General features: G+C 65.4%; 18 protein-coding genes. 10 read left to right on the top strand and 8 right to left on the bottom strand.

Features of this window, described 5'->3' with window-relative positions:
* Position 1 precedes the first annotated feature (1 nt).
* Both JJB99_RS20665 and JJB99_RS20660 read right to left on the bottom strand, forming a co-directional pair.
* The gene (locus JJB99_RS20665; protein ID WP_200494172.1) at positions 2–1942 is read right to left on the bottom strand and encodes a glycosyltransferase; all 1941 of its coding nucleotides are present in this window, start codon (positions 1940–1942) and stop codon (positions 2–4) included.
* 8 nt (positions 1943–1950) lie between these two features.
* The gene (locus JJB99_RS20660; protein WP_200494171.1) at positions 1951–2112 is read right to left on the bottom strand and encodes a hypothetical protein; all 162 of its coding nucleotides are present in this window, start codon (positions 2110–2112) and stop codon (positions 1951–1953) included.
* A gap of 125 nt (positions 2113–2237) precedes the next feature.
* On the opposite strand from JJB99_RS20660, the gene JJB99_RS20655 reads away from it, so the two are divergent.
* Positions 2238–3125, top strand: coding sequence for a DUF6502 family protein (locus tag JJB99_RS20655; protein WP_200494170.1), 888 nt, complete (start codon positions 2238–2240; stop codon positions 3123–3125).
* Positions 3122–4345 carry a DUF5666 domain-containing protein gene (locus JJB99_RS20650; RefSeq protein ID WP_200494169.1) on the top strand — a complete coding sequence of 408 codons (1224 nt, stop codon included), beginning with the start codon at positions 3122–3124 and terminating at the stop codon, positions 4343–4345. Before JJB99_RS20655 ends, JJB99_RS20650 begins: the two co-directional genes overlap by 4 nt.
* A gap of 33 nt (positions 4346–4378) precedes the next feature.
* Here the strand turns inward: JJB99_RS20650 and JJB99_RS20645 are convergent, their stop codons facing one another.
* Together JJB99_RS20645 and JJB99_RS20640 are read right to left on the bottom strand one after the other, a co-directional pair.
* Positions 4379–5734: a M23 family metallopeptidase gene (locus tag JJB99_RS20645; protein WP_200494168.1), complete on the bottom strand. Its 1356-nt coding sequence runs from the start codon at positions 5732–5734 to the stop codon at positions 4379–4381.
* A 111-nt stretch (positions 5735–5845) separates the two neighbouring features.
* Positions 5846–6526: a peroxiredoxin gene (locus JJB99_RS20640; protein WP_200500229.1), complete on the bottom strand. Its 681-nt coding sequence runs from the start codon at positions 6524–6526 to the stop codon at positions 5846–5848.
* Positions 6527–6722: 196 nt separating this feature from the next.
* Here JJB99_RS20640 and JJB99_RS20635 point away from each other — a divergent pair, with 196 nt between their 5' ends.
* Positions 6723–10532 (top strand): YhdP family protein, encoded by a 3810-nt coding sequence (locus JJB99_RS20635; protein ID WP_200494167.1) that lies wholly within the window; start codon positions 6723–6725, stop codon positions 10530–10532.
* 340 nt (positions 10533–10872) lie between these two features.
* Here JJB99_RS20635 and JJB99_RS20630 read toward each other — a convergent pair whose 3' ends face one another.
* The 3 genes from JJB99_RS20630 to tyrS all read right to left on the bottom strand — a co-directional run bounded on the left by JJB99_RS20630 (position 10873) and on the right by tyrS (position 14073).
* Positions 10873–11286 (bottom strand): DoxX family protein, encoded by a 414-nt coding sequence (locus tag JJB99_RS20630; protein WP_200494166.1) that lies wholly within the window; start codon positions 11284–11286, stop codon positions 10873–10875.
* 219 nt (positions 11287–11505) lie between these two features.
* On the bottom strand, positions 11506–12765 hold the full coding sequence (locus JJB99_RS20625; RefSeq protein WP_200494165.1) for an MFS transporter: 1260 nt from the start codon (positions 12763–12765) through the stop codon (positions 11506–11508).
* 57 nt (positions 12766–12822) lie between these two features.
* Positions 12823–14073: a tyrosine--tRNA ligase gene (gene tyrS / locus JJB99_RS20620; protein ID WP_200494164.1), complete on the bottom strand. Its 1251-nt coding sequence runs from the start codon at positions 14071–14073 to the stop codon at positions 12823–12825.
* A gap of 166 nt (positions 14074–14239) precedes the next feature.
* On the opposite strand from tyrS, the gene JJB99_RS20615 reads away from it, so the two are divergent.
* The 3 genes from JJB99_RS20615 (at position 14240) to JJB99_RS20605 (ending at position 16462) form a co-directional block, all read left to right on the top strand.
* Positions 14240–15343, top strand: a complete 1104-nt coding sequence (locus JJB99_RS20615; RefSeq protein WP_200494163.1) for an anhydro-N-acetylmuramic acid kinase — start codon at positions 14240–14242, stop codon at positions 15341–15343.
* A 96-nt stretch (positions 15344–15439) separates the two neighbouring features.
* Positions 15440–16135 carry a glutathione S-transferase family protein gene (locus JJB99_RS20610; RefSeq protein ID WP_200494162.1) on the top strand — a complete coding sequence of 232 codons (696 nt, stop codon included), beginning with the start codon at positions 15440–15442 and terminating at the stop codon, positions 16133–16135.
* Positions 16136–16138: 3 nt separating this feature from the next.
* Positions 16139–16462: a DMT family transporter gene (locus JJB99_RS20605; RefSeq protein ID WP_200494161.1), complete on the top strand. Its 324-nt coding sequence runs from the start codon at positions 16139–16141 to the stop codon at positions 16460–16462.
* On the opposite strand, the gene JJB99_RS20600 is transcribed toward JJB99_RS20605, so the two are convergent.
* A complete protein-coding gene (locus JJB99_RS20600) occupies positions 16459–17106 on the bottom strand; it encodes an alpha/beta hydrolase (RefSeq protein WP_008143006.1) in 648 nt (215 codons plus the stop codon). The two genes, JJB99_RS20605 and JJB99_RS20600, sit on opposite strands and share 4 nt — an antisense overlap.
* A gap of 351 nt (positions 17107–17457) precedes the next feature.
* Between JJB99_RS20600 and JJB99_RS20595 the strand changes: the two genes are divergently transcribed.
* From JJB99_RS20595 to sufC, 4 genes are all read left to right on the top strand, one after another.
* Positions 17458–18597: a cysteine desulfurase family protein gene (locus JJB99_RS20595; RefSeq protein WP_200494160.1), complete on the top strand. Its 1140-nt coding sequence runs from the start codon at positions 17458–17460 to the stop codon at positions 18595–18597.
* Positions 18598–18710: 113 nt separating this feature from the next.
* A complete protein-coding gene (sufB, locus tag JJB99_RS20590) occupies positions 18711–20207 on the top strand; it encodes a Fe-S cluster assembly protein SufB (RefSeq protein ID WP_200494159.1) in 1497 nt (498 codons plus the stop codon).
* On the top strand, positions 20207–20425 hold the full coding sequence (locus tag JJB99_RS20585; protein ID WP_200494158.1) for a hypothetical protein: 219 nt from the start codon (positions 20207–20209) through the stop codon (positions 20423–20425). The genes sufB and JJB99_RS20585 overlap by 1 nt, the downstream gene beginning before the upstream one ends.
* A gap of 15 nt (positions 20426–20440) precedes the next feature.
* Positions 20441–21193, top strand: coding sequence for a Fe-S cluster assembly ATPase SufC (sufC, locus tag JJB99_RS20580; RefSeq protein ID WP_200494157.1), 753 nt, complete (start codon positions 20441–20443; stop codon positions 21191–21193).
* The last annotated feature ends 4 nt before the right edge of the window (positions 21194–21197 follow it).

Here is a 21197-nt window from a genome sequence, read left to right as displayed (position 1 = left end):
GTCAGATCCAGAAAGCCGCTTTGCGCAGGTGGATGACCGTCAGCACGCTCGCAACGGTCAGGAGCGCCAGCGCGGCGACGACGTAGGCAATGCTGACGGGATCGACATGGCCGCCCGTCAGCGGCTCGCGCCACACCGCAAACAGATGCGTCAGCGGATTGAGCCGCATCACGGCGGAGCGGTGATTGATCATGTCCGATGACCAGATCACGGGCGAGGCGAGGAAGGCGAGCATCAGGGTGGATTCGATGATCGGCTTGAGGTCGCGGTAGCGCGTCGCCATGGCGCCGAGGACGAGGCTCAGGGCGAAAGTGCAGGCCACGAAGACGAGGAGGCCGGGCAGCGCCGCCAGCGCGTGAGAGAGGTCGTGGGACGACAGGATCAGCCACAGCACCAGTGGCACGCAGGCATTATGCAGCGCGAACAGCGCCTGACGGAACGTGCATTGCAGCAGGAAGACGACCGGCGGCAGCGCCCGGTCGCGGATCAGGCTCGCGGAATTCTGCAGCGCCGTGGTGGCATCGAGCACGACGCTGTTGAGGAACGTCCAGGCCGTCATCGACAGCGCCAGCATCGGCAGGCGCGCCAGCATGCTGCCGTTCGACATCTGGCCGATCACCGAGCCTAGCACCGCGACTACGATCGCCATTTGGAGCGACATCCAGAAGGGGCCGAGCAGCGAGCGCACATAGCGGTGGCGCATGTCGGACCAGGCCAGCGCCGCCGCGATCTTGACGGTGTCCAGCCAACCGGCTGCCTGCGCCCGTTCGGGGAGCTTCGATCGTTCCTTATCGGCTGCGGCGACGGCGTCGCGGTAAACCGCTTCCATGCCCTGTCTGAAGGCGGTGGCCGAATAGCGGCTGAGCGCGCGCGTGCGCGCCGAAAGTCCCATGCGGCGACGCCGCTCGGGATCGCGGATCAGGGTGTCGATGGCCTCGCCGAGCTTCTCGGCGTCGCCGGGCGGCACGGTGATCGCCTCCATGCCGTGGCGGGCGACGCGCGGCACCGCGGTGTCGAGCGCGGTGTTGACGACGGGGCGGCCGGCGGCCATGGCCTCGAGCTGGACGAGACCGAAGGTCTCGGCGTTGGTCACCGACGGCATCACGAAGACGTCGGCAAGGCACATCAGCTTGATGCGCTCGCAATCGTTGACCGAGCCGAGCAGGCGGACGCGGTCACTGACGCCGAGCTCGCGGATCAAATGCTCAAGCCGCGGCCGCTCGACGCCCTCGCCGATGATCCAGACCTCGAAATTGTGCGCAGCCGCGGCGCGGATCAGCACGTCGAAGCCCTTGTAGGGCACGAGCCGGCCGCAGGCGAGCACCAGCCGGCCGCGATCGTTGACATGGTGCGGCTCGATCTTCGGCCAGTCATAACCCGAAGTGTCGATGCCGAACGGCACGACGCGGCACTTGTCCTCGAATTCGCGCAGCAAGGGCGTGTTCTCGACCAGCACGTGGTCGGAGACGATGATCGCCTTGGCGCGGCGCAGCGTTCGCCGCATCAGGGGCTCGATGAACCAGCGCAGGCCGGCATGGCTGACAATGTCGGCGTGCCAGTGCACCACCAGCGGCCGCCTCGCGCCAAATCCGAAGGCGAGGACGAGGTCGGCGAGCGGAAAGGGGGCGTGCAGCGCGAGCAGATCGTGCTCGGCGATTCTACGCCACAGGCGCCAGGGATAGGTGGGGGCGGCGGGCAGCGACAGAACGTTGCCGAACGAGCGCACGCGCTCGACCGGTACACCGTCGACAACGATGTGGCGCCGCTCGGCCGATTGCGAGCAGACCAGCACGGCCGAAGCGAAGGCGTCCTTCAGGCTGGCGCAGATGTCGCGGATCACCGTGAGCGTGCCGCCGAACAGGTCGGGATAGTAGATCTTGAAAATGTGCAGCACCGACGGACGGCGCGGGGTTTTCTGCAAGGTTTCCTGGGTGTGATGCATGATGGCGGTCAGCCCGCGAGCAGCGCTGCGACGAACGGTGCGGCCAGAACCGAGATGAAGATCACGCCGCGCACGAGCGCCGGCAGCATCGGCTCGATCAGGCCGCGGCGGCTCTCGAACATCGGAACAGCACGCGCTGCACTGGAAATGCGGGCCAAGCGGTCGGCCATGGTCAATATTCCTTCAAGTCACGCCCTCAGTGGTGTTCCGTATATGTGGGAAAATTTACCACGTCAATCAGCAAGTAGGAAAAAGTGGGATTGTGTCCCACGCGTTGCACCGGTACAATTCGGACATGAATGCCAAGTCCGGGTCCAAAGCAGCGGCTCCGCAGCCGAATGCCGCCGCGAAGCTGCACGCGCCGCTGGCGCGGCTGCTGCGCCCGCTGGTGCGGCTTTGCATCCGCAGCGGCATGACCTTTCCGGCGCTGGCGCAATTGCTGCGCGAGCTGTTCGTCAACGTCGCCGAGCACGATTTCGCGCTGGAGGGAAAGGAGCAGACCGACAGCCGCGTCAGCCTGCTCACCGGGATCCATCGCAAGGAGGTGGCGCGGCTGCGCGGCGCCGGTGCGCCCGTGCACGAGGCGCCGGCTGCGGTGTCGCTGACCAGCGCCGTGATCTCGCGCTGGCTCGCCGCGCCCGAGTTCACCGACGCGAAGGGCGAGCCGCTGGCGCTGCCGCGCACGGCCGAAGGCGATGAGCCCTCGTTCGAGCAGCTCGTCGCCTCCGTCACCAAGGACGTGCGCCCGCGCGCGGTGCTCGACGAATGGATCGACCGCAAGCTCGTCAGCATCAACGAGAATGACGAGATCGAGCTGGTCGAGGCCGCCTTCGTTCCATCGGGCGAGGACGACAGCAAATGGCATTATCTCGGCCGCAATCTGCACGACCATATCGCGGCGGCGGCGCAAAACGTCTCGGCTGGGCCGCGCTTCCTCGAACGCGCGGTGCACTACAACAATATCTCGCCGAAGCTGGCGAAGCGCCTCGAGGCGCGCTCGCGCGAGCTGGCGATGGACGCGCTGAAGACCGCCAACCGCGAGGCGAACCGCGCGCTCGCCAAGGACAAGGGCGGTGACGCCCGCTGGAATTTCGGCATCTACATCTACAGCGAGGAGGCCGACGAAGAGAGTGAGGCGACGCAAGCCGGCAAAGAGGCGGGCAAAGAGGGCAGCTCCTCATGAGCCCGCCGCCGCTGATCTCGCGTCGCCTGCTGCTGACCGGACTCTGGCTCGCCGGCACGGCGATCGCCCGTGCGCAGAGCGGGCGCGGCACCGACCAGGGCATCGGCGGCACCGGGCTCACGCGCGGCGATGACCATGGCATCGGCGGCACCGGCATCGTCGGCGTAATCCAGCGCTTCGGCAGCATCTACGTCAACGGTGAGCGCGTCACTTATGCGGCCGACGTTCCGGTCCGGATCGACGGCGAGGCGGCCAGCGCCAAGGCGCTGCGCATCGGCCAGCTCGCGCGCGTGGTCGCAGCCCGACAGGCCGACGGCACGCTGGTGACGCGCAACATCACCATTGCGAGCGAGGTCGCAGGCCCGATCGAATCCATGAAGGGCAACGAGCTGACGGTGCTCGGTCAGAAGGTCGTGACGAGCGGCAAGGAGAGCAAGCTGCGGGCAGGCGCGCAAGTGGCCGTGTACGGCCTGCGCCGGACCGACGGTGTCATCGTCGCCAGTCTGGTCGAGCCGCGCCGCGATGCGGCCGCGCGCGTGACCGGCCTCGTCGAGCGCGGAGCAAACGGTCTGCATATCGGCGGGCTGAAGCTGAACGGCGTCGATCCCCTGCTGGTTGGCCAGCGCGTCCAGATCGAGGGCAGCGCGAGCCAGGGCATGATGCAGGCCACGCGCACACGGATCGACGATTTCTCCGATCTCGTCGGCGCGAGCCGGCTGTCGATCGAGGCCTATGTGCAGCGGTCGGGCGCAAACCTCCAGCTCGGCTCCGGACTGATTGCCCGTGACAGTTCGCGCTTCGGCCCCGCGGCCGGCGAAGCACGCATGGTGGTGAACGGCGTGTTCGACCGCTCGCGCGGCCTCCAGCTCGATTCGGCGCGGCCGGTCGGCCAATTCCCGGGCTCGCCGACGCAAGCACCGGGCGGCGCCGGCAGCCCCGCGCGGTCGCCGGGCGGCTCGATCCTGCATCCCGATCGCGGCAGCACCATTCAGGGCGGCGGCCAGTCTCCGGCACCCGGGGGCGCACCGGGGGCGCCGGGATCTGGCCCCAGCCCGACGAACGGTCCCGGACCGACGGGGCCGAGCGGCCCGTCAGGTCCCGGTGGCCTTGGTTCACCCGGAGGTCCTGGCGCGCCCGGTGGCCCCATGGGTCCCGGCGGTGGAATGGGCAGCGGCGGATTCGGCGGTCCCGGAGGCGGCATGGGCGGCGGGCGGCGCTAAGGGCCGCATCCGGCGGAAGCAAAGCGCGCGGGCCTAGCCCGCGCTGAGGCGCACGCCGGCGCGCAGGAACTTCTGCGGATCGACGGCTTCGCCGTCGATCCGGGTTTCGTAGTGCAGATGCGGACCGGTGGAGCGGCCGGTCGAGCCGACGAGACCGACCACCTGGCCGATCTTCACGACCTCGCCGACCCTGACGCTAATCTCGGAGAGATGGCCGTAGCGGGTCGACAGTCCGTTGCCGTGATCGACCTCGACCATGCGGCCGTAGCCGCCGGACCAGCCGGCCGAGACCACCTTGCCGTTGGCGGTGACGCGGACGGGATCGCCGGTGGCGGCGCGGAAGTCGAGCCCGGTATGCATCGCGGGACGGCCGAGAAAGGGATCGCTGCGGACCCCGAAGCCGGAGGTGAACTCGACCTCGCCGATGACGGGTTTGCGGTAGGGCACCAGCGCCAGCGTGCGGTTGAGACGGTCCATCTCGGCCCGGCTGATATTGATGCGGTTGAGCTGTTTCTCGAACGGCCCGGCATTGGCGTTCAGCTTGACCGGCACAAAAGGTCCGCCCATCGCGGAGCGCGGTACGGCGGCTTCGAGGCTGGCGAGATTGAGGCCGAGATCGCTGACGACGCCGCGCATCCGGCGCATGCGGGAATCCATGCCGTCCTCGACGGCGCTGAGCGCTGCCATCTGGCGGCGCTCGACCTGGTCGAGCGAGTTCGTGAGCCGGACCAGGACGTTGTCAAAACCCTGGTTCTTGGCGAATTGATTGGTTGGCGGCGCCATCGTGGCCGGCGCGCGCGACTCAAGGCGCGCCTCGCGGTCCGGCGGCGCCACGAAGATCACGGTGTCGCTGATCGGCGACGGCTTTGGCGTGCCCTGACTGGCGTCGCCGCGCTGCGGGGCGCCACGCGGAATCGATCCGGTCACGTCGGGCATGGCGCCAAGCGCCGTTGCCCGGGACTCCAGCGCCGTCTGGCGCTTCATGATCTGGTCGAGCTTCTGGTCGAACTGTTCCTGATCGAGCAATTGCCGGCTGGTGGTGCGGTCGACCTTGGCGCGGAGCTCGGCGATGCGGTCCTCATAAGCGTACTGCATCTCGGCCTGGCGGGCGATCAGCCGCGTCAGGACGTCGTCGCGGAAGGCAAAATAGGTGGCCGTTGCCGCCGACCACAGGCCGAGCAGCACGACGGTGCCAACCACGATCCAGAACACCACGGGCCCGAGCCGGACCTGCTTGCCGTGATGCACGATGGTGTAGGCGTCGTCCGCCGCGGGGGCGAGGGGAATTGCGGCTGTCATCGCGGCAGCAGAACGGCGATGAAGGACCCGTCCGTGGTCGCGAGGATGATGTTGGGGGTACTGCGAGTATTGGGCAGAACTTTTCGACATCGGCACTCCCGCGCCGGTCGGATGGGTTCCTTGCGGCTCAATTGCCGCAGCAATCTGGGCCGCTCATGGTTAATTTTCCGGAAACGGAACCGCTAGAACTTAACGGGCTGGTTAAAGACTTCTTGCCGCTTCGAGCACTTGGTCGGCGTGGCCATCGACCCGGACATTGCGCCAGATCCTGGCGATCCTGCCGTCGCTTCCGATTAGCACCGTGGTGCGAAGAATCCCGAGGAAGCTTTTGCCGTACATGGATCTTTCGCCCCAAGCGCCGTAGGCCTGCAGCATCTCGTGCTGCTCATCCGAGATCAAGGGAACGCCGAGCTTGTGCTTGTCGCGGAACTTCTCCTGCGCCCTTAACGGATCGGCGGAGATACCGAGCACGGCGGTCGCGGCCTTGGCAAAGTCGTCGGCCAGCCGGGTGAAGTCGATCGCCTCCCTGGTGCAGCCGGGGGTGTCGGCGCGGGGATAGAAGAACAGCACGAGCTTCCGGCCGGCATAATCCGACAGCGAGACCACATCGCCGCCGTCGCGGGGCAGGCGGAAGGCGGGGGCCTTCTGGCCCTTGGTGAGTCCAGGCTTCGCCGCGGCCGCCGGTTTGGTGGAAATTAACTGTTTCGATGCGGCCTTATGTGATCCTGCTTTTGCTGTGGTCGCAGTTGATTTGCGCGCCGGTGTCCGCTGTGTTTTCGCGGACTTTGTTTGAGTCGCTGCCCGCGTTATCGGGGCCTTCTTTTCAGCTGTGGGACCGCCGGAGGGCGTCTTGGACGATTTCTTTCGGGATTTCTTGGACATACGCCTTCCTTTCGACGCTTTCGGCGGGTCAACCGAAGCGGTATTGCAGCTCTCGTCCGGTGTGCCGGAATCGCCCTCGGCTGGGCAAGTCTGACGACGCCGGAGTATGGTTACAAGGAATTCCACGCACCACCACCCCACTGCTCGTTGAACGCGCTCCCGGGGCGAAATGACGAACAGCAGGAATAGTCGAGGTATGGCGGCAGTGCCGGCGCAGGGAGCTTCGCTTCCGGTGGACGGCTGCGGTCCCGGCGGCGCTCAATCCTATGACGGGCGCCTGTATCGAGAGGCAATGGCAAGGAATACGTCGCCCCAGGATTACAACCGGGATTTCGATCGGCGCGGCGGCCAGACAGAGCCGCAGGAATGGGACGACGCCGACTGGGATCCGGATCAGGAAGCGGCGGCGGGCCATCGGGCGCGCCGGCTGCTGTCGCGTTCCAGCTCGGCCTTCCCTCGCTTCGGTGACGGGTTCGGACTGTTGCGTCGCCGGCTCGGCGGCGGCCGCTGGCTGGTGCGGCTTGCCATCGTCGTCAGCGCTCTCGCCGTCATTTTCGTCGGCTGTTTTGGCGCGCTGTGGTGGCGGCTTGGCGCCGGACCGATCAATCTCGACATCGCAACCCCGTGGCTCGCTGCCGCCATCGAGGACAATATCGGCCACGGCAACACGGTCGAGGTCGGCGGCACCCAGATCGAGCGGGCCGGGCGGATCCGCATCGCTGTCCGCATCCGCGACATCATCGTGCGCGACAAGGACCAAGCCATCGTCGCCAGCGCGCCCAAGGCCGAGGTGAAACTGTCCGGTGCCGGCCTGTTGATGGGGCACCTGCGCGCTGAAAGCCTCAATCTCGTCGATGCCGAACTCGCGATCCGGATTGCGCCCGACGGCACCGTCACCGTGTCGGCCGGCGATACCGCAAAGCCGCTCGCAACCGGCGTCGCGTCCAAGAAGGACGCGGGCCTGCCGCCGACATTCCCGCGTGGCGGCGTCCCGCCGCCGCCCTTCGCGACTGCGCCCGCAACCCCGGATGCACCGCAAGCTGCGCCGCAGACGACCGCGCAGAGCGGCATCCTTCAAGGCCTCGACTGGCTCGACAGTTTGAGCATGACCGGCCTCGATGGCCAGAACCTCAACGAGATCGGTCTGAAGAACGGCAATCTGATCGTCGACGATCAGCAGCGCGGCAGCAAATGGTCGTTTGAAAACATCACGCTCAGCCTACGCCGGCCGAGCCGTGGCGGCGTCACGCTCAGCCTCGGCGAGGAGGGCGCGAATCCGTGGTCGCTACGTGCCACGATCGGCCCCGCCGAGAACGGCGTGCGCTCGGTCGACATCAAGGCCGACAAGGTCTCGACCGCCAACATCCTGCTGGCGCTGCGGCTGAAGGACCTCACCTATACCGCCGATCTGCCGCTGACCGGCGAGCTCAAGGGCGAGCTCGGCCGCGACGGCGTGCCGACCTTCTTCCGCGGCAAGATCGCAATCGGCGCCGGCAACATCATCGATACCGATACGCCGGATTATCCGATGGCGATCGACGCGGCCGAGATCAGTATCGAGTGGGACGCCAACCGGCGGGTGCTGGTCGCGCCGTTCAAGATCCTCTCGGGTGCGAACCGCCTGACGCTGCTGGCCCATCTCGAGCCGCCCAACGGCACCGTCAACGACTGGCAGCTCGGCTTCAGCGGCGGCTCGATTCTGCTGGGCGGCATCGACAACGAGCCGCCGCTCGTCTTCAACCGCATCGCGATCGGCTTCCGCTTCGACACCGACCACAAGCGCATGGTGCTGACGCAGGCCGACATCAGCAATGGCGAGATTGGCGTCGCCGGCACCGGCGCCATCGACTATTCGGGCGAGCCGCGGCTGACCCTGGGCTTTGCGGGAACGCCGATGTCGGCCTCCGCGCTGAAGCGGATGTGGCCGACGCTCGTCGTTCCCGAATTGCGCGAATGGGTGATCGAGCGGATCGAGCGCGGTACGCTGCAGCGCATCGAGATTGGAATCAATTCGCCGACCAGGAACCTGCCGCGCAAGGGCCCGCCGATTCCGGACGACGGCCTGTCAGTCAACATCGTGGCGAGTGGCGTCGCGGTCCGCCCCGTCGACGGCATGCCTGTGGTGCACGATGCCGATCTGAAGGCGCGCGTCACCGGGCGCACCGCGACCGTGAATATCGGGCAGGGCATTGCGGATACACCCGCCGGCCGCAAGGTCACGATCTCCGACTTCGTCTTCGAGGTGCCCGACATGGCGCCCAAGCCCTCGCCCTCGCGCACCAGGTTCCGTGTCGACGGTCCGGTGCCGGCGGCGGCTGAAATGCTCGCCAATGATCGCCTGAGCGATCTCTCCGCGACGGTCGTCGACCCCAACACCAGCAAGGGCACGTTCACAGCCAACATCCAGCTTGGCTTGCCGGTCAAGGGCGAGCTGACCAAGGCCGATACCGTCTATGCGGTCACCGCCGATCTCAACGGCTTCTCAGCCGACAAGCTGGTGATGAACCAGAAGCTGGAAGCCAACAACCTCAAGATATCGGCCAACAACCAGGGCTATCAGGTCAAGGGCGACGTCAAGATCGGCGGCCAGGCCGCCTCGCTCGACTATCGCAAGCCGGCTGAAGGCGATGCGGACGTCAGGTTGCAGGCGACGCTCGACGATGCGAGCCGCGCGCGCCTCGGATTCGATCTCAGTCCCGCCGTCAGTGGATCGCTGCCGATCAAATTGTCTGGCAAGATCGCCGGCGGCGCGGAGCAGACGACGAAGCTCGGCATCGAGGCCGACCTGACCTCGGTCAAGCTCGACAACATCCTGCCGGGCTGGGTCAAGCTGCCGGGCAAGTCAGGCAAAGCCAGCTTCAAGGTCGTGCCGACGGCGCAGTCGACGCGCCTCGAGGACATCGTCATCGAAGGCGGCGGCGCTTCGATCAAGGGCTCGCTCGAGGTCGATGCGAACGGCGACCTCATGAACGCGAACTTTCCGACCTATTCGCCGTCCGACGGCGACAAGGCGTCGCTGAAGGTCGAGCGCGGTCAGGACGGCGTGATCAAGGGCACGATGCGCGGCGACGTGTTCGACGGCCGCGGCTTCCTGAAGTCGGCGATCTCAGGCAATTCCAAGGACGACGCCAAGAACAAGATGAAGAACGTCGATTTCGACATCGACGTGAAGCTCGGCGCCGTGTTGGGTTTCAACGGCGAGGCGATGCGCAGCCTCGACGCCAAGATGTCGAAACGCGCCGGCGCCATCAAGGCCTTCACCCTCAGCGGCAAAATCGGCAACGACTCGCCGGTCGCTGCCGACCTGCGCGGCGGCCGCGCCCAGGGCAGCCGCGAGGTGATCTACCTCCAGACCAACAATGCCGGGGCGCTGCTGCGTTTCACCGACACTTACACCAAGGCGGTCGGCGGCCAGATGGTGGTGGCGATGGAGCCGCCGACGTCGGAGCCGAACACTTCGCGCGAGGGCCTCATCAACGTGCGCGACTTCACGGTGAAGGGCGAGGCGCAGCTCGAGCGCGTCGCCGCCGGTGCGCCCAGCGGCACCGGGAACGGCGTCTCGTTCAGCGCGCTTCGTGCCGAATTCACCCGGCAGAACGGCGCGCTCACGATCCGCGATGGCGTGGTCAAGGGCCCGATGATCGGCGCCACCATCGAGGGCTCGATCGACTATCCCGGCAACCAGGTGTGCATGAGCGGCACCTTCGTGCCGATGTACGGGCTGAACAACATGTTCGGGCAAATCCCGGTGCTCGGGCTGTTCCTTGGCGGCGGCAACAACGAGGGACTGATCGGCGTGACCTACGAGGTCGTCGGCACGCCGGCCGCCCCCGTGATGCGCGTCAATCCGATCTCGGCGATTTTTCCCGGGGTGACCCGGAAGATCATGGAGTTCAACACCGGCAAGCAGAACTCGCCGTTCGAGGAATTCCCGTCGCAGTCGAACGACGGCTCGACCGCACCGACCCGTCAGCTCTCGAGCGGGTGCAGCCTCGCGCGGCGGTAGGAGCGAGCGATTTTCGTCATAGTTCTACGCGATCGGGTTTGGCAGCCGATGCGAAGCGTCGGCGCTCTTGAATGGCGGCCAAGTGCCGCCTACGCCGGCCTCTCCCGCAAGCAAGCGGGAGAGGTGAACAGATTCTGGTGGTGATCGAGCCTGGTGGGATGACGACGAACCGATTCGTTCACCGCCTCATCATGTCCGTGCTGCTCGCAGCAGCCCTCGTTCTGATCTGGAACGTGCTGGGCTCGCGCTAGGCCGCACCGGCAGAGTTGCCGGTGCCATCTGTTGCCTGCGTGTCAATTGTGCGCGTCAGCATCGCGCCAACGCGGCGCCGATCGAAGCATTATTTCTTGCCCATCGCCGCATCGACGCTGACCGAGCCGCCGCCGGCGGACGACAGGTAGAGGCACGCGAAGCAGAACAGGATTGCGGCGGTGCCGCCATTGAGCAGCGGCAGGAACACCGGCGGGCCTTCCTTGGAGATGTGGAACACGTGACCAAGGAAGTAGGCGAACGCCATTTCGCCGGAGAGGATGAAGGCCGAGAGGCGGGTGAACAGTCCGATCATCAACGCCGCGCCAAGCACGAGTTCGATCAGGCCGGCCGTCCAGATCAGCGGTGGAGGATTCGCGAACATGGCCACCTGCGGAATGTGGAAGATCTTGGTCATACCGTACTGGAACAGCAGCAGGCCGGTGATGAAGCGAAACAGGCTCAAGAGAACCGGTTGAAAGCGAACGAGATAGGGAAAGTCCATTGGTTTGTGCCCTCCATCCAATGCGCGACTTGGAGCGCATTCGGTTCCGCCTCGCAAGCCACCCGGAATAAATTTCACGCTGACATTTTCGTCATGTCGGACAAAACACCGCAGGCCGCGGTTTCAGCCGCGTGCGATTCGGATTTTTGCGCGCATTCGCGTCGTGCCCGTCCGTAATTTCCCGGTGACGCGAATGCGCCCAGGTTACTCCTGCGAAACCTAGCGCCGCAAGGCGGGCACGACCAGGAACGGGATCATCCCGAGCACGACGCTCGCAAGTGCGAACGCAAGCAGCGCGTTGTAGCCGTGGGTCGCATCGTGGATCAGGCCGCCGCTCCAGGAGCCGAACGCCGAGCCGAGGCCGCTGCCGATCGAGATGGTGCCGTAGATGGTGCCGACCCGTTTGCCCTGGAAAATCCGCATCGCGGTCGCGCTGATCAGCGGGCCGCGCGAGCCCATCATGCTACCGAAGCAGACGACGAAGCCGGTGAGCAGGAGGATGTTGGGCGAATATTGCAACAGCCAGAGCAGGGCGATGCCGAGGATCGAAATCGCGTAGCTCAGCAGCACCGACGGCCGGCGCCCGATCAGGCCGTCGAGCGCGGAGACCCCGAGCATGCCGAACACGAGGACGACGCCCGAAAAGCCCCAGGCGGTCGCGGCCTGGAGCGGCGGGAAGCCGGCGTCGATCAGATAGGCCACGATCTGCGCGGCGATTGCGTACATGCCGACGGCGGTGAAGAAGAAGGTCGAGAACAGGGCCCAGAAGGCGTGGTGGCGCATGGCGCCGAGCAGCGTCCAGCCGTTGTCGACGAAGTCAGGATCGGTCTTCTTCACGACATGCGGCGAGCCCGCGGCGAACAGCCGCCACGGCAGCAGTAATAGCGGCACCAACAGGCCAAGTGCGGCGAAGCCGAACAGCTGGTAGGTGTCGCGCCAGCCGATATGATCGATCAGGAGCTGCGAGGCCGGCAGCAGCGCCAGCACGCCGCCGCCCATTGCCGAATACACCACCGACATCGCGGTCGGCAGGCGCGGCCCGAACCAGCGGCCGAGCAGGATCGAGTTCGGCACGATGCCGATGAAGGCGATCCCGATCCCAACGCAGAGGCCGATCGAGAGCTGGAATTGCCAGAGATGTTGCGCATGGGCCGCGATCAGGAACGCAGCGCCAAGCAGCAGCAGGCCGAGCGCATAGACGATGCGCGGTCCGGAATGGTCGAACAGCCGTCCGACGAAGGGGGCGGTGAGGCCGCTCGCGAGCCAGGTGAGCGAATAGACCGAGACGATCTGCGCGCGGTCCCAGCCAAAACTCTCGGCGATCGGTTTGAGGAACACCGTAAAGCTGTCGCCGAGCCCGCGGCCGAGCACTGCCAGCGTGAAGCAGAGCGCGAGCACGGTGAGCGCGATGCGCACGGCGCCTTGCGGCGTCGCCGCAGCGCCATCCCGGCTCATCTCCCTGGGCGTGTTCTGATCCATTGCCGGTCAGGGAGCGCGCATCCGTGCGCCCTGACAAGCGGCGAAAAGCTCATAAGCCTATGCAGGCTTGAGGAGAACGTGCTTCTTCTTGCCGAACGACAGCTTGATCACGCCTTCCGTGAGATGTGCCACTGACAGCGCCATCTTGTCGTCGGTCACAGGCTCGTCATTGACGCGCAGGCCGCCGCCCTTGATCTGGCGCCGCGCCTCGCCGTTGGAGGCGACGAGGCCCGCCTTGACGAAGGCGTTGAGCACGCCGAGGCCCGCGTCCAATTCGCCGTGCGGAATTTCCACCGTCGGCAGGCTTTCGGCGAGCGCGCCCTCCTCAAACGTGCGGCGCGCGGTCTCGGCGGCTTCGTTCGCGGCATCGCGGCCATGCAGCAGCGCGGTCGCCTCGGTGGCGAGCACTTTCTTGGCCTCGTTGATCTCGGAGCCGCCGAGCGCTTCGAGCTTCCTGATCTCGCTCATCGGCAGCGTCGTGAACAGCTTCAGGAACTTGCCGACGTCGGCGTCCTCGGTGTTGCGCCAGTACTGCCAGAAATCATACGGCGAGCACTGGTCGGCGTTGAGCCAGACCGCGCCCTGCGCGGTCTTGCCCATCTTGGCGCCCGAGGCGGTGGTCAACAGCGGCGTCGTCAGCGCGAACAGTTGATGCGTCCCCATGCGGCGGCCGAGATCGACGCCCATGATGATGTTGCCCCACTGGTCGGAGCCGCCCATCTGCAATTTGCAGCCGGTGCGCTTGGCGAGCTCGACGAAGTCGTAGGCCTGGCAGACCATGTAGTTGAACTCGATGAAGCTCATCTCCTGCTCGCGCTCGAGACGCAGCCGCACGGAGTCCATCGTCAGCATGCGGTTGACCGAGAAATGCCGGCCGACGTCGCGCAGCATCTCGATCCAGTTCAGCTTCGTCAGCCACTCCGCATTGTCGAGCATGATGGCGTCGCTCTTGCCCTCGCCATAGCGCAGCACCTTTGCGAACACGCCGCGGATCGATTCCTTGTTGGCCTCGATCTCGGCGACGGTGCGGATCGCGCGCGTCTCGTCCTTGCCGGAGGGATCGCCGACCATGGTGGTGCCGCCGCCCATCAGCGTGATCGGCTTGTTGCCGGACTGCTGGAGCCAGTGCAGCATCATCATGGTCAGGTAGTTGCCGATATGCAGCGAGCGGGCGGTGCAATCGTAGCCGACATAGGCCGTTGCCTCGCCCCTGGCGGCGAGCGCGTCCAACCCCTCGAAATCGGAGCATTGGTGGATGAATCCACGCTCCTGCAGGGTGTTGAGGAAATCCGATTTGAATGCAGTCATCTGTCGGCGTGCCTGACAAGTCTTGGTTTACCGTTTTGGGAGCAATTTAAGGATTTTCCGGGAGGAACTCGATTGCTGCCCGCCACTTTGGCCTGTGGCATTATAAGATGTGTCCCTCTGGCACAAGATCGGCATGCCGGAGGGGTGTTTTGAGGACGCTGATCCCATGATGTTGACGGCACTCGGTTTGATGAGCGGCACCTCGCTGGATGGGGTGGATGTCGCGCTGATCGAAACCGACGGCAGGCAGGTGAAGGCGTTCGGACCATCGGGTTACCGGCCCTATAATCCAGCCGAGCGCAATTTGCTGCGCCAGGCGCTGAGCGAGGCCGTGCACCTGCAGCAACGCAATGCCCGGCCGGGGATTCTGGCCGACGCCGAGCGCGTGGTGACGCAGGCGCATGCCGAGGCGGTCGCCGCCTTCATCGCCCAGAACCGGATGCGGCCGGAGGACATCGACATCGTCGGCTTCCACGGCCAGACCGTGCTGCACCGTCCCGAGCAGCGGATGACGGTGCAGATCGGCGATGCGCCGGCTCTCGCCAGGGCGATCCATATCCCCGTGATGCATGATTTCCGTGCCGCCGACGTCGAGGCCGGCGGGCAGGGTGCGCCATTCGTGCCGGTCTACCACCGCGCGCTCGCCAGTTCGCTGGAGCGCGAAGGGCCGATCGTCGTGGTCAATATCGGCGGCGTCTCCAACATCACCTATATCGACGGCAACGACACGCTGATCGCCTGCGACACCGGGCCCGGCAACGCGCTGCTCGACGATTTCATGTACCGCACCATGAACCAGGCGTTCGATGCGGAAGGCAAGTTCGCCGCGCTCGGCAAGGTGGATGAAGCTTGGATCGCGCGGGCGTTGGAATTGCCGTTCTTCGCGGCCCCGCCGCCGAAATCGCTCGACCGCAACGATTTTGCCGCACTCAAGCTCGGCGACGTGGCGCCGGCCGACGGCGCGGCGACGCTGACCGCCTTCACCGCGGCGGCGATCGCCCGCATCATCCCGCTGCTGCCGCGGCGGCCACGCAGCTGGATCGTCTGCGGCGGCGGCGCCCGCAACCTCACCATGCTGCGCATGCTGCGCGAGCGGGTGGGGGCGGCCGCCGTCGAAGCCGCCGAGACCCTCGGCTGGGCCTCCGATGCCATCGAAGCGCAGGCCTTCGGCTTCCTTGCCGCGCGCGGCCTGAAGGGCCTGCCGCTGTCGTACCCGGCCACCACGGGCGTGCCGATGCCGATGACCGGCGGGGTGATCGCCAGACCCTGACGTCACAGCTGGTTGATGCAGATGCATTGATCTTGACGGATATATGCAAGTGCATCTATCTTGATGCAGTTGCATCGAACCGCCGGGATCATCGCCATGACGTCGTCTCCCAATACGCCCGCTTCACTGAAGCTGATCAGCCACAAGCTTTGCCCCTATGTGCAGCGCGCCGTGATCGCGCTGAACGAGAAGGGGGTCCCGTTCGAGCGGGTCGACATCGACCTCGCCAACAAGCCGGAGTGGTTTCTGAAGCTGTCGCCGCTCGGCAAAGTGCCGGTGCTGGTGGTGACGATGGAGAAGCGCGAGGTCGCGCTGTTCGAGAGCAACGTGATCTGCGAGTACATCGAGGAGACGCAAGGCGGCGCCAAGCTGCATCCGACGGATGCGCTTGAACGAGCCGAGCACCGCGCCTGGATGGAGTTCGGCTCGGCGATCCTTGGCGATCTCTGGGGACTTGAGACCACGACGGATCCTGCGATCTTTGAAAGCAAGCGCCAGGCGTTGGTTGCGAAGTTCACGCGTGTCGAGGCCGCACTTGGCGCGGGCCCATTCTTCGTAGGCGAGGCGTTCAGCCTGGTCGATGCGGTGTTCGCGCCGGTGTTCCGCTATTTCGACCTGTTCGACGAACTGACCGATCATGGCATCTTCCGCGATGTGCCGAAAGTGCGCGCTTGGCGCGCCGAGCTTGCAAAGCGCCCGAGCGTGCGCGCCGCGGTCGGCGCGGACTATCCGCAATTGCTGCGCGCCTTCCTGGTCCGGCACGACGCGCACCTGCTCAAGCTCGCGGCCTGAGCGATGTCATCATCTGTGGCGTGGCTCATGCTGTTGATCGCAGGCGCACTCGATGTCGGCTGGGCGATCTCGATGAAGTACGCGGAAGGCTACACGCGCGTCGGCTGGAGCATCGCTTCCCTGGTGCTGCTCGCAGCCTTCGTCTTCCTGCTCGGACGCGCCCTGAAGGTGCTCGAGGTCGGCGTCGCCTATTCGGTGTGGACCGGCATTGGCGCTGCCGGCACCTTCGTGATGGGCGTCATGCTGTTCGGCGAGAATTTGAGCGCGATGAAGCTCGCAGGCATCGCGCTCGTCTTGACGGGGATCGCCGCGCTCAAGCTGGCTTAGCGCACGTTGGCGAGGCGCATGTCCAGATAAGCGGTGATGGTTTCCATCAGCGGCTCGAGCTTGGCGTCGAAGAAGTGGTTGGCGCCGGGGATGACCTGCTGGTCGATCACGATGCCCTTCTGCGTCTTCAGCTTCTCGACCAGCGTGTTGACATCCTTCGGCGGCACCACCGCGTCCTTCTCGCCATGCACGATGAGCCCGGAGGACGGGCAGGGCGCCAGGAACGAGAAATCGTAGAGATTGGCGGGCGGCGCGATCGAGATGAAACCTTCGACCTCGGGGCGGCGCATCAGGAGCTGCATGCCGATCCACGCCCCGAAGGAGAAGCCGGCGACCCAGCAGGCGCGTGCTTCGGGATTGATGGTCTGCGCCCAGTCGAGGGCTGCCGCCGCATCCGACAATTCGCCGGTGCCGTGATCGAACGACCCCTGGCTGCGGCCGACGCCGCGGAAATTGAAGCGCAGCACCGAGAAGCCGCGATGTGCGAAGGCGTAGTAGCACTGGTACACGATCTGATGGTTCATCGTGCCGTGAAACTGCGGATGCGGATGCAGGATCATCGCGATCGGCGCGTTCTTCTGCTTGGCCGGGTGATAGCGGCCTTCGAGGCGGCCAGCGGGGCCGGCGAAAATAACTTCGGGCATCGATGATCTCTTGATTGATTTCCTGGAGAGACGATCCTCAGCAATCAACCGATTGTGGCCCCATCGGCGGCGACGCCGACGAAAGCGCGAATGAGGGGGTGAGAAGGCGTGCGCCTCGCGGTGATGCGCAAACGGCGCACGGTGACTTGACGGCCGCGTTCTAACATAGGCTGCGGGGCAAAAAGCAAGCATCTTGAACATCAGCCAACGGGCTCAAGATGTTAGCGTGTCATGGCGCCGTCATCGCAACCTGCGGATTCGCAAATCGCGGTTGCCAAGCGCGTGGCGGCGGCCCATGTCGGTCGGCGAGACGGCCTGAACGGGCCCGTGCTATAAGGTAACATATTACTAATGCCGCGCCGCGTTTATCTCGACTGGAATGCGACCACGCCGCTTCGCGCTGAGGCGCGGGCGGCGATGCTCGCCGCCTGGGAGCTGGTCGGCAACCCGTCCTCGGTGCACGCCGAGGGGCGCGAGGCGCGGCGGTTGGTCGAGGAAGCCCGGGCGACGCTCGCGGCGGGCACGGGCGCGCTGCCGCGGAACGTTGTCTTCACCTCCGCCGGAACCGAGGCCAACGCGCTGGCGCTGTCGCCCGGCCTGCGCGGCCCGTTGGGTGGCCCCGTGGAGCGGCTGCTGGTCTCGGCGATCGAGCACGCCTCGGCGCTGGCGGGTGGTCGGTTCCCGCCGGACAAAATCAGCCGGATCCGCGTCACACGCGCTGGCGTGGTCGACCTCGATCATCTGAGGGCGCTGCTCGGCAATGGCCCGCCGGCGCTGGTCTCGCTCATGGCCGCCAACAACGAGACCGGCGCGCTGCAACCGGTTGCAGAGGCGGCGCGGATCGTTCACGGGGCCGGCAGTCTCCTGCATGTCGACGCGATCCAGGTGCTCGGAAGAATTGCGTTCAGTATCAACGCGGTAGGCGCCGACCTTGCGACTTTTTCGGGCCACAAGATCGGCGGTCCCAAAGGCGCCGGCGCACTGGTCGTCGCCGAGGGCGTCACCGGGCTTGAGCCGGTGCTGCGGGGGGGCGGGCAGGAGCTGAACCGCCGCGCCGGAACCGAGAATGTCGCAGGCATCGCCGGCTTCGGTGCGGCGGTCAGGGCCGCGCTTCAGGCTCTCCCGGAAGATACAAATCGTATGGCAACCCTCAGAGATCGCTTGGAAAATGGTCTTCGTGGCGTGGCGGGCGCCACGGTCTTTGCGGATGACGTGGAGCGCTTGCCGAACACGGTTCTGTTCACGGCGCCGGGCCTGAAGGCCGAGACCGCTGTGATCGGCTTCGACCTCGAAGGGGTTGCTGTGTCCTCCGGCTCAGCCTGCTCCTCGGGCAAGGTGCAGCCGTCCCACGTGCTGTCAGCGATGGGGTACGATGCCACCGTGGCCCAGGGAGCGGTGCGTCTCAGTCTGGGCTGGTCCACGGAACTAGATGACATCAATAGGGCGCTAGAGGCTTGGCGAAAGCTGGCCAATACCCTACTTAAGAGCTAAGCGACGAAACACGGCTTGAACGGTTCTAAGCACGTGCCTTCGGCCAGAAAACATCGTAATACTCGTCCGAATTTGATCCACCGCGGTCCTTGAAACCGCGAGCGGAGGATGGAATGCCAGCCGTACAAGAGACGGTCGAGCGCGTGAAGCGCATCGACGTCGACCAGTATCGTTATGGGTTTGAGACCCTGATCGAGTCCGACAAGGCCCCCAAGGGACTGTCGGAGGATACCGTCAAGTTCATCTCGCAGAAGAAGAACGAGCCCGCCTGGATGCTCCAGTGGCGGCTCGAAGCCTATCGGCGCTGGCTGACGATGACGGAACCGACCTGGGCGCGCGTCGACTATCCCAAGATCGACTTCCAGGACCTGTATTATTACGCAGCGCCGAAGCCGAAGAAGACGGTCTCCTCGCTCGACGAGATCGATCCGGAGATTCTCAAGACCTATGAGAAGCTCGGCATCCCCCTGCGGGAAGTCGCCATGCTCGAAGGCGTCGAGCCCAAGGCGGGCGAGGAAGACCCGGCCCGCCGCAAGATCGCGGTCGACGCGGTCTTCGATTCGGTCTCGGTTGCGACCACCTTCAAGGCGGAGCTGAAGAAGGCCGGCGTGATCTTCATGCCGATCTCGGAGGCGATCCGCGAACATCCCGAACTGGTGCAGAAGTATCTCGGCTCCGTGGTGCCGACCTCGGACAATTTCTATGCGACGCTGAATTCGGCCGTGTTCTCCGACGGCTCGTTCGTCTACGTGCCGCCGGGCGTGCGCTGCCCGATGGAGCTGTCGACCTATTTCCGCATCAACGAGCGCAACACCGGCCAGTTCGAGCGCACCTTGATCATCGCCGACAAGGGCTCCTACGTCTCCTATCTCGAAGGCTGCACCGCGCCGCAGCGCGACGAGAACCAGCTGCATGCGGCGGTGGTCGAGCTCGTCGCGCTCGACGATGCCGAGATCAAATATTCGACGGTGCAGAACTGGTATCCGGGCAATTCGGAAGGCAAGGGCGGCATCTACAATTTCGTCACCAAGCGTGGCGATTGCCGCGGCGCCAATTCCAAAATCTCCTGGACCCAGGTCGAGACCGGTTCGGCGATTACCTGGAAGTATCCGAGCTGCATTCTCCGCGGCGACAATTCCCGCGGCGAGTTCTACTCGATCGCGATCTCGAACGGCTTCCAGCAGGTCGATTCGGGCACCAAGATGATCCATCTCGGCAAGAACACGTCGAGCCGCATCATCTCCAAGGGCATCGCCGCCGGCAAGTCGCAGAACACCTATCGCGGCCTCGTCACCGCGCACCGCAAGGCGACCGGCGCGCGCAACTTCACCGCCTGCGATTCCCTCTTGATCGGTGACAAATGCGGCGCACACACCGTGCCCTACATCGAAGCCAAGAACTCCTCGGCGACGTTCGAGCATGAGGCCACGACATCGAAGATCTCCGAGGACGTGCTGTTCTACTGCATCCAGCGCGGCCTTTCGCAAGAAGAAGCGGTCGGCCTCGTCGTTAACGGCTTCGTCAAGGACGTGCTGCAGCAGCTGCCGATGGAGTTCGCGGTGGAAGCGCAGAAGCTGATCTCGATCTCGCTGGAGGGGAGCGTGGGCTGATGGTCGAACCGGAGAATCTCGTCTTGGAGCATCTGCGGGGAATTCGCACCGAAATGGCCAAAATGGCCGACTGGATGCAGACCTTGAGCGTCGAGATGACAGCCATTCGTCAGCATCTTGCGGGCGTTGTGACCATTCAAGAGCACGACCACACTGACCTCGCCGCCATCAAGCTTCGGCTGGACCGTATCGAACGGCGGCTCGAGCTAACCGAATAGATTTAGGGACAAGTCATGCCGCTGCTGGAAGTAAGAAACCTCCACGTACGTGTCGAGGAGCGCGAGATCCTTCATGGGCTCGATCTCATCGTCAACGAAGGCGAGGTGCATGCGATCATGGGGCCGAACGGCTCCGGCAAGTCGACGCTCTCGCATGTCATCGCCGGCAAGCCCGGCTATGAGGTGACGGACGGCCAGATCCTGTTCAGGGGTGAGGACCTCCTGGAGATGGACCCGGACGAGCGCGCCGCCAAGGGCGTGTTCCTGGCGTTCCAGTATCCGGTCGAGATCCCCGGTGTCACCACCATGAATTTCCTCCGCACCGCGCTGAATGCCCAGCGCAAGGCACGCGGCGAGAGCGAACTGATGGTGCCGGACTTCCTGAGGAAGGTCCGCGAGGTCTCGAAGTCGCTGAACATCCCGCAGGACATGCTCAAGCGCGGCGTCAATGTCGGCTTCTCCGGCGGCGAGAAGAAGCGCAACGAGGTGCTGCAGATGGCGCTGTTTGAGCCGAGCCTGTGCATCCTCGACGAGATGGATTCCGGTCTCGACATCGACGCGCTGCGCATTGCGGCCGACGGCGTCAACGCGCTGCGCTCGCCGGGGCGGGCGATGGTCGTCATCACCCATTATCAGCGGCTGCTCAACTACATCGTGCCCGACGTGGTGCACGTGATGTCGAAGGGCCGTGTCGTGAAGAGCGGCGGCAAGGAACTGGCGCTGGAGCTGGAAGCGTCCGGCTACGCCCAGTTCGAGGATGCCGCGTAAGGAA

Source organism: Bradyrhizobium diazoefficiens, assembly GCF_016616235.1.
Lineage (GTDB): Bacteria > Pseudomonadota > Alphaproteobacteria > Rhizobiales > Xanthobacteraceae > Bradyrhizobium > Bradyrhizobium diazoefficiens_H.
Note: the sequence above shows the minus strand (reverse complement) of the source record. Positions and strands in the feature narration are given on the sequence as shown.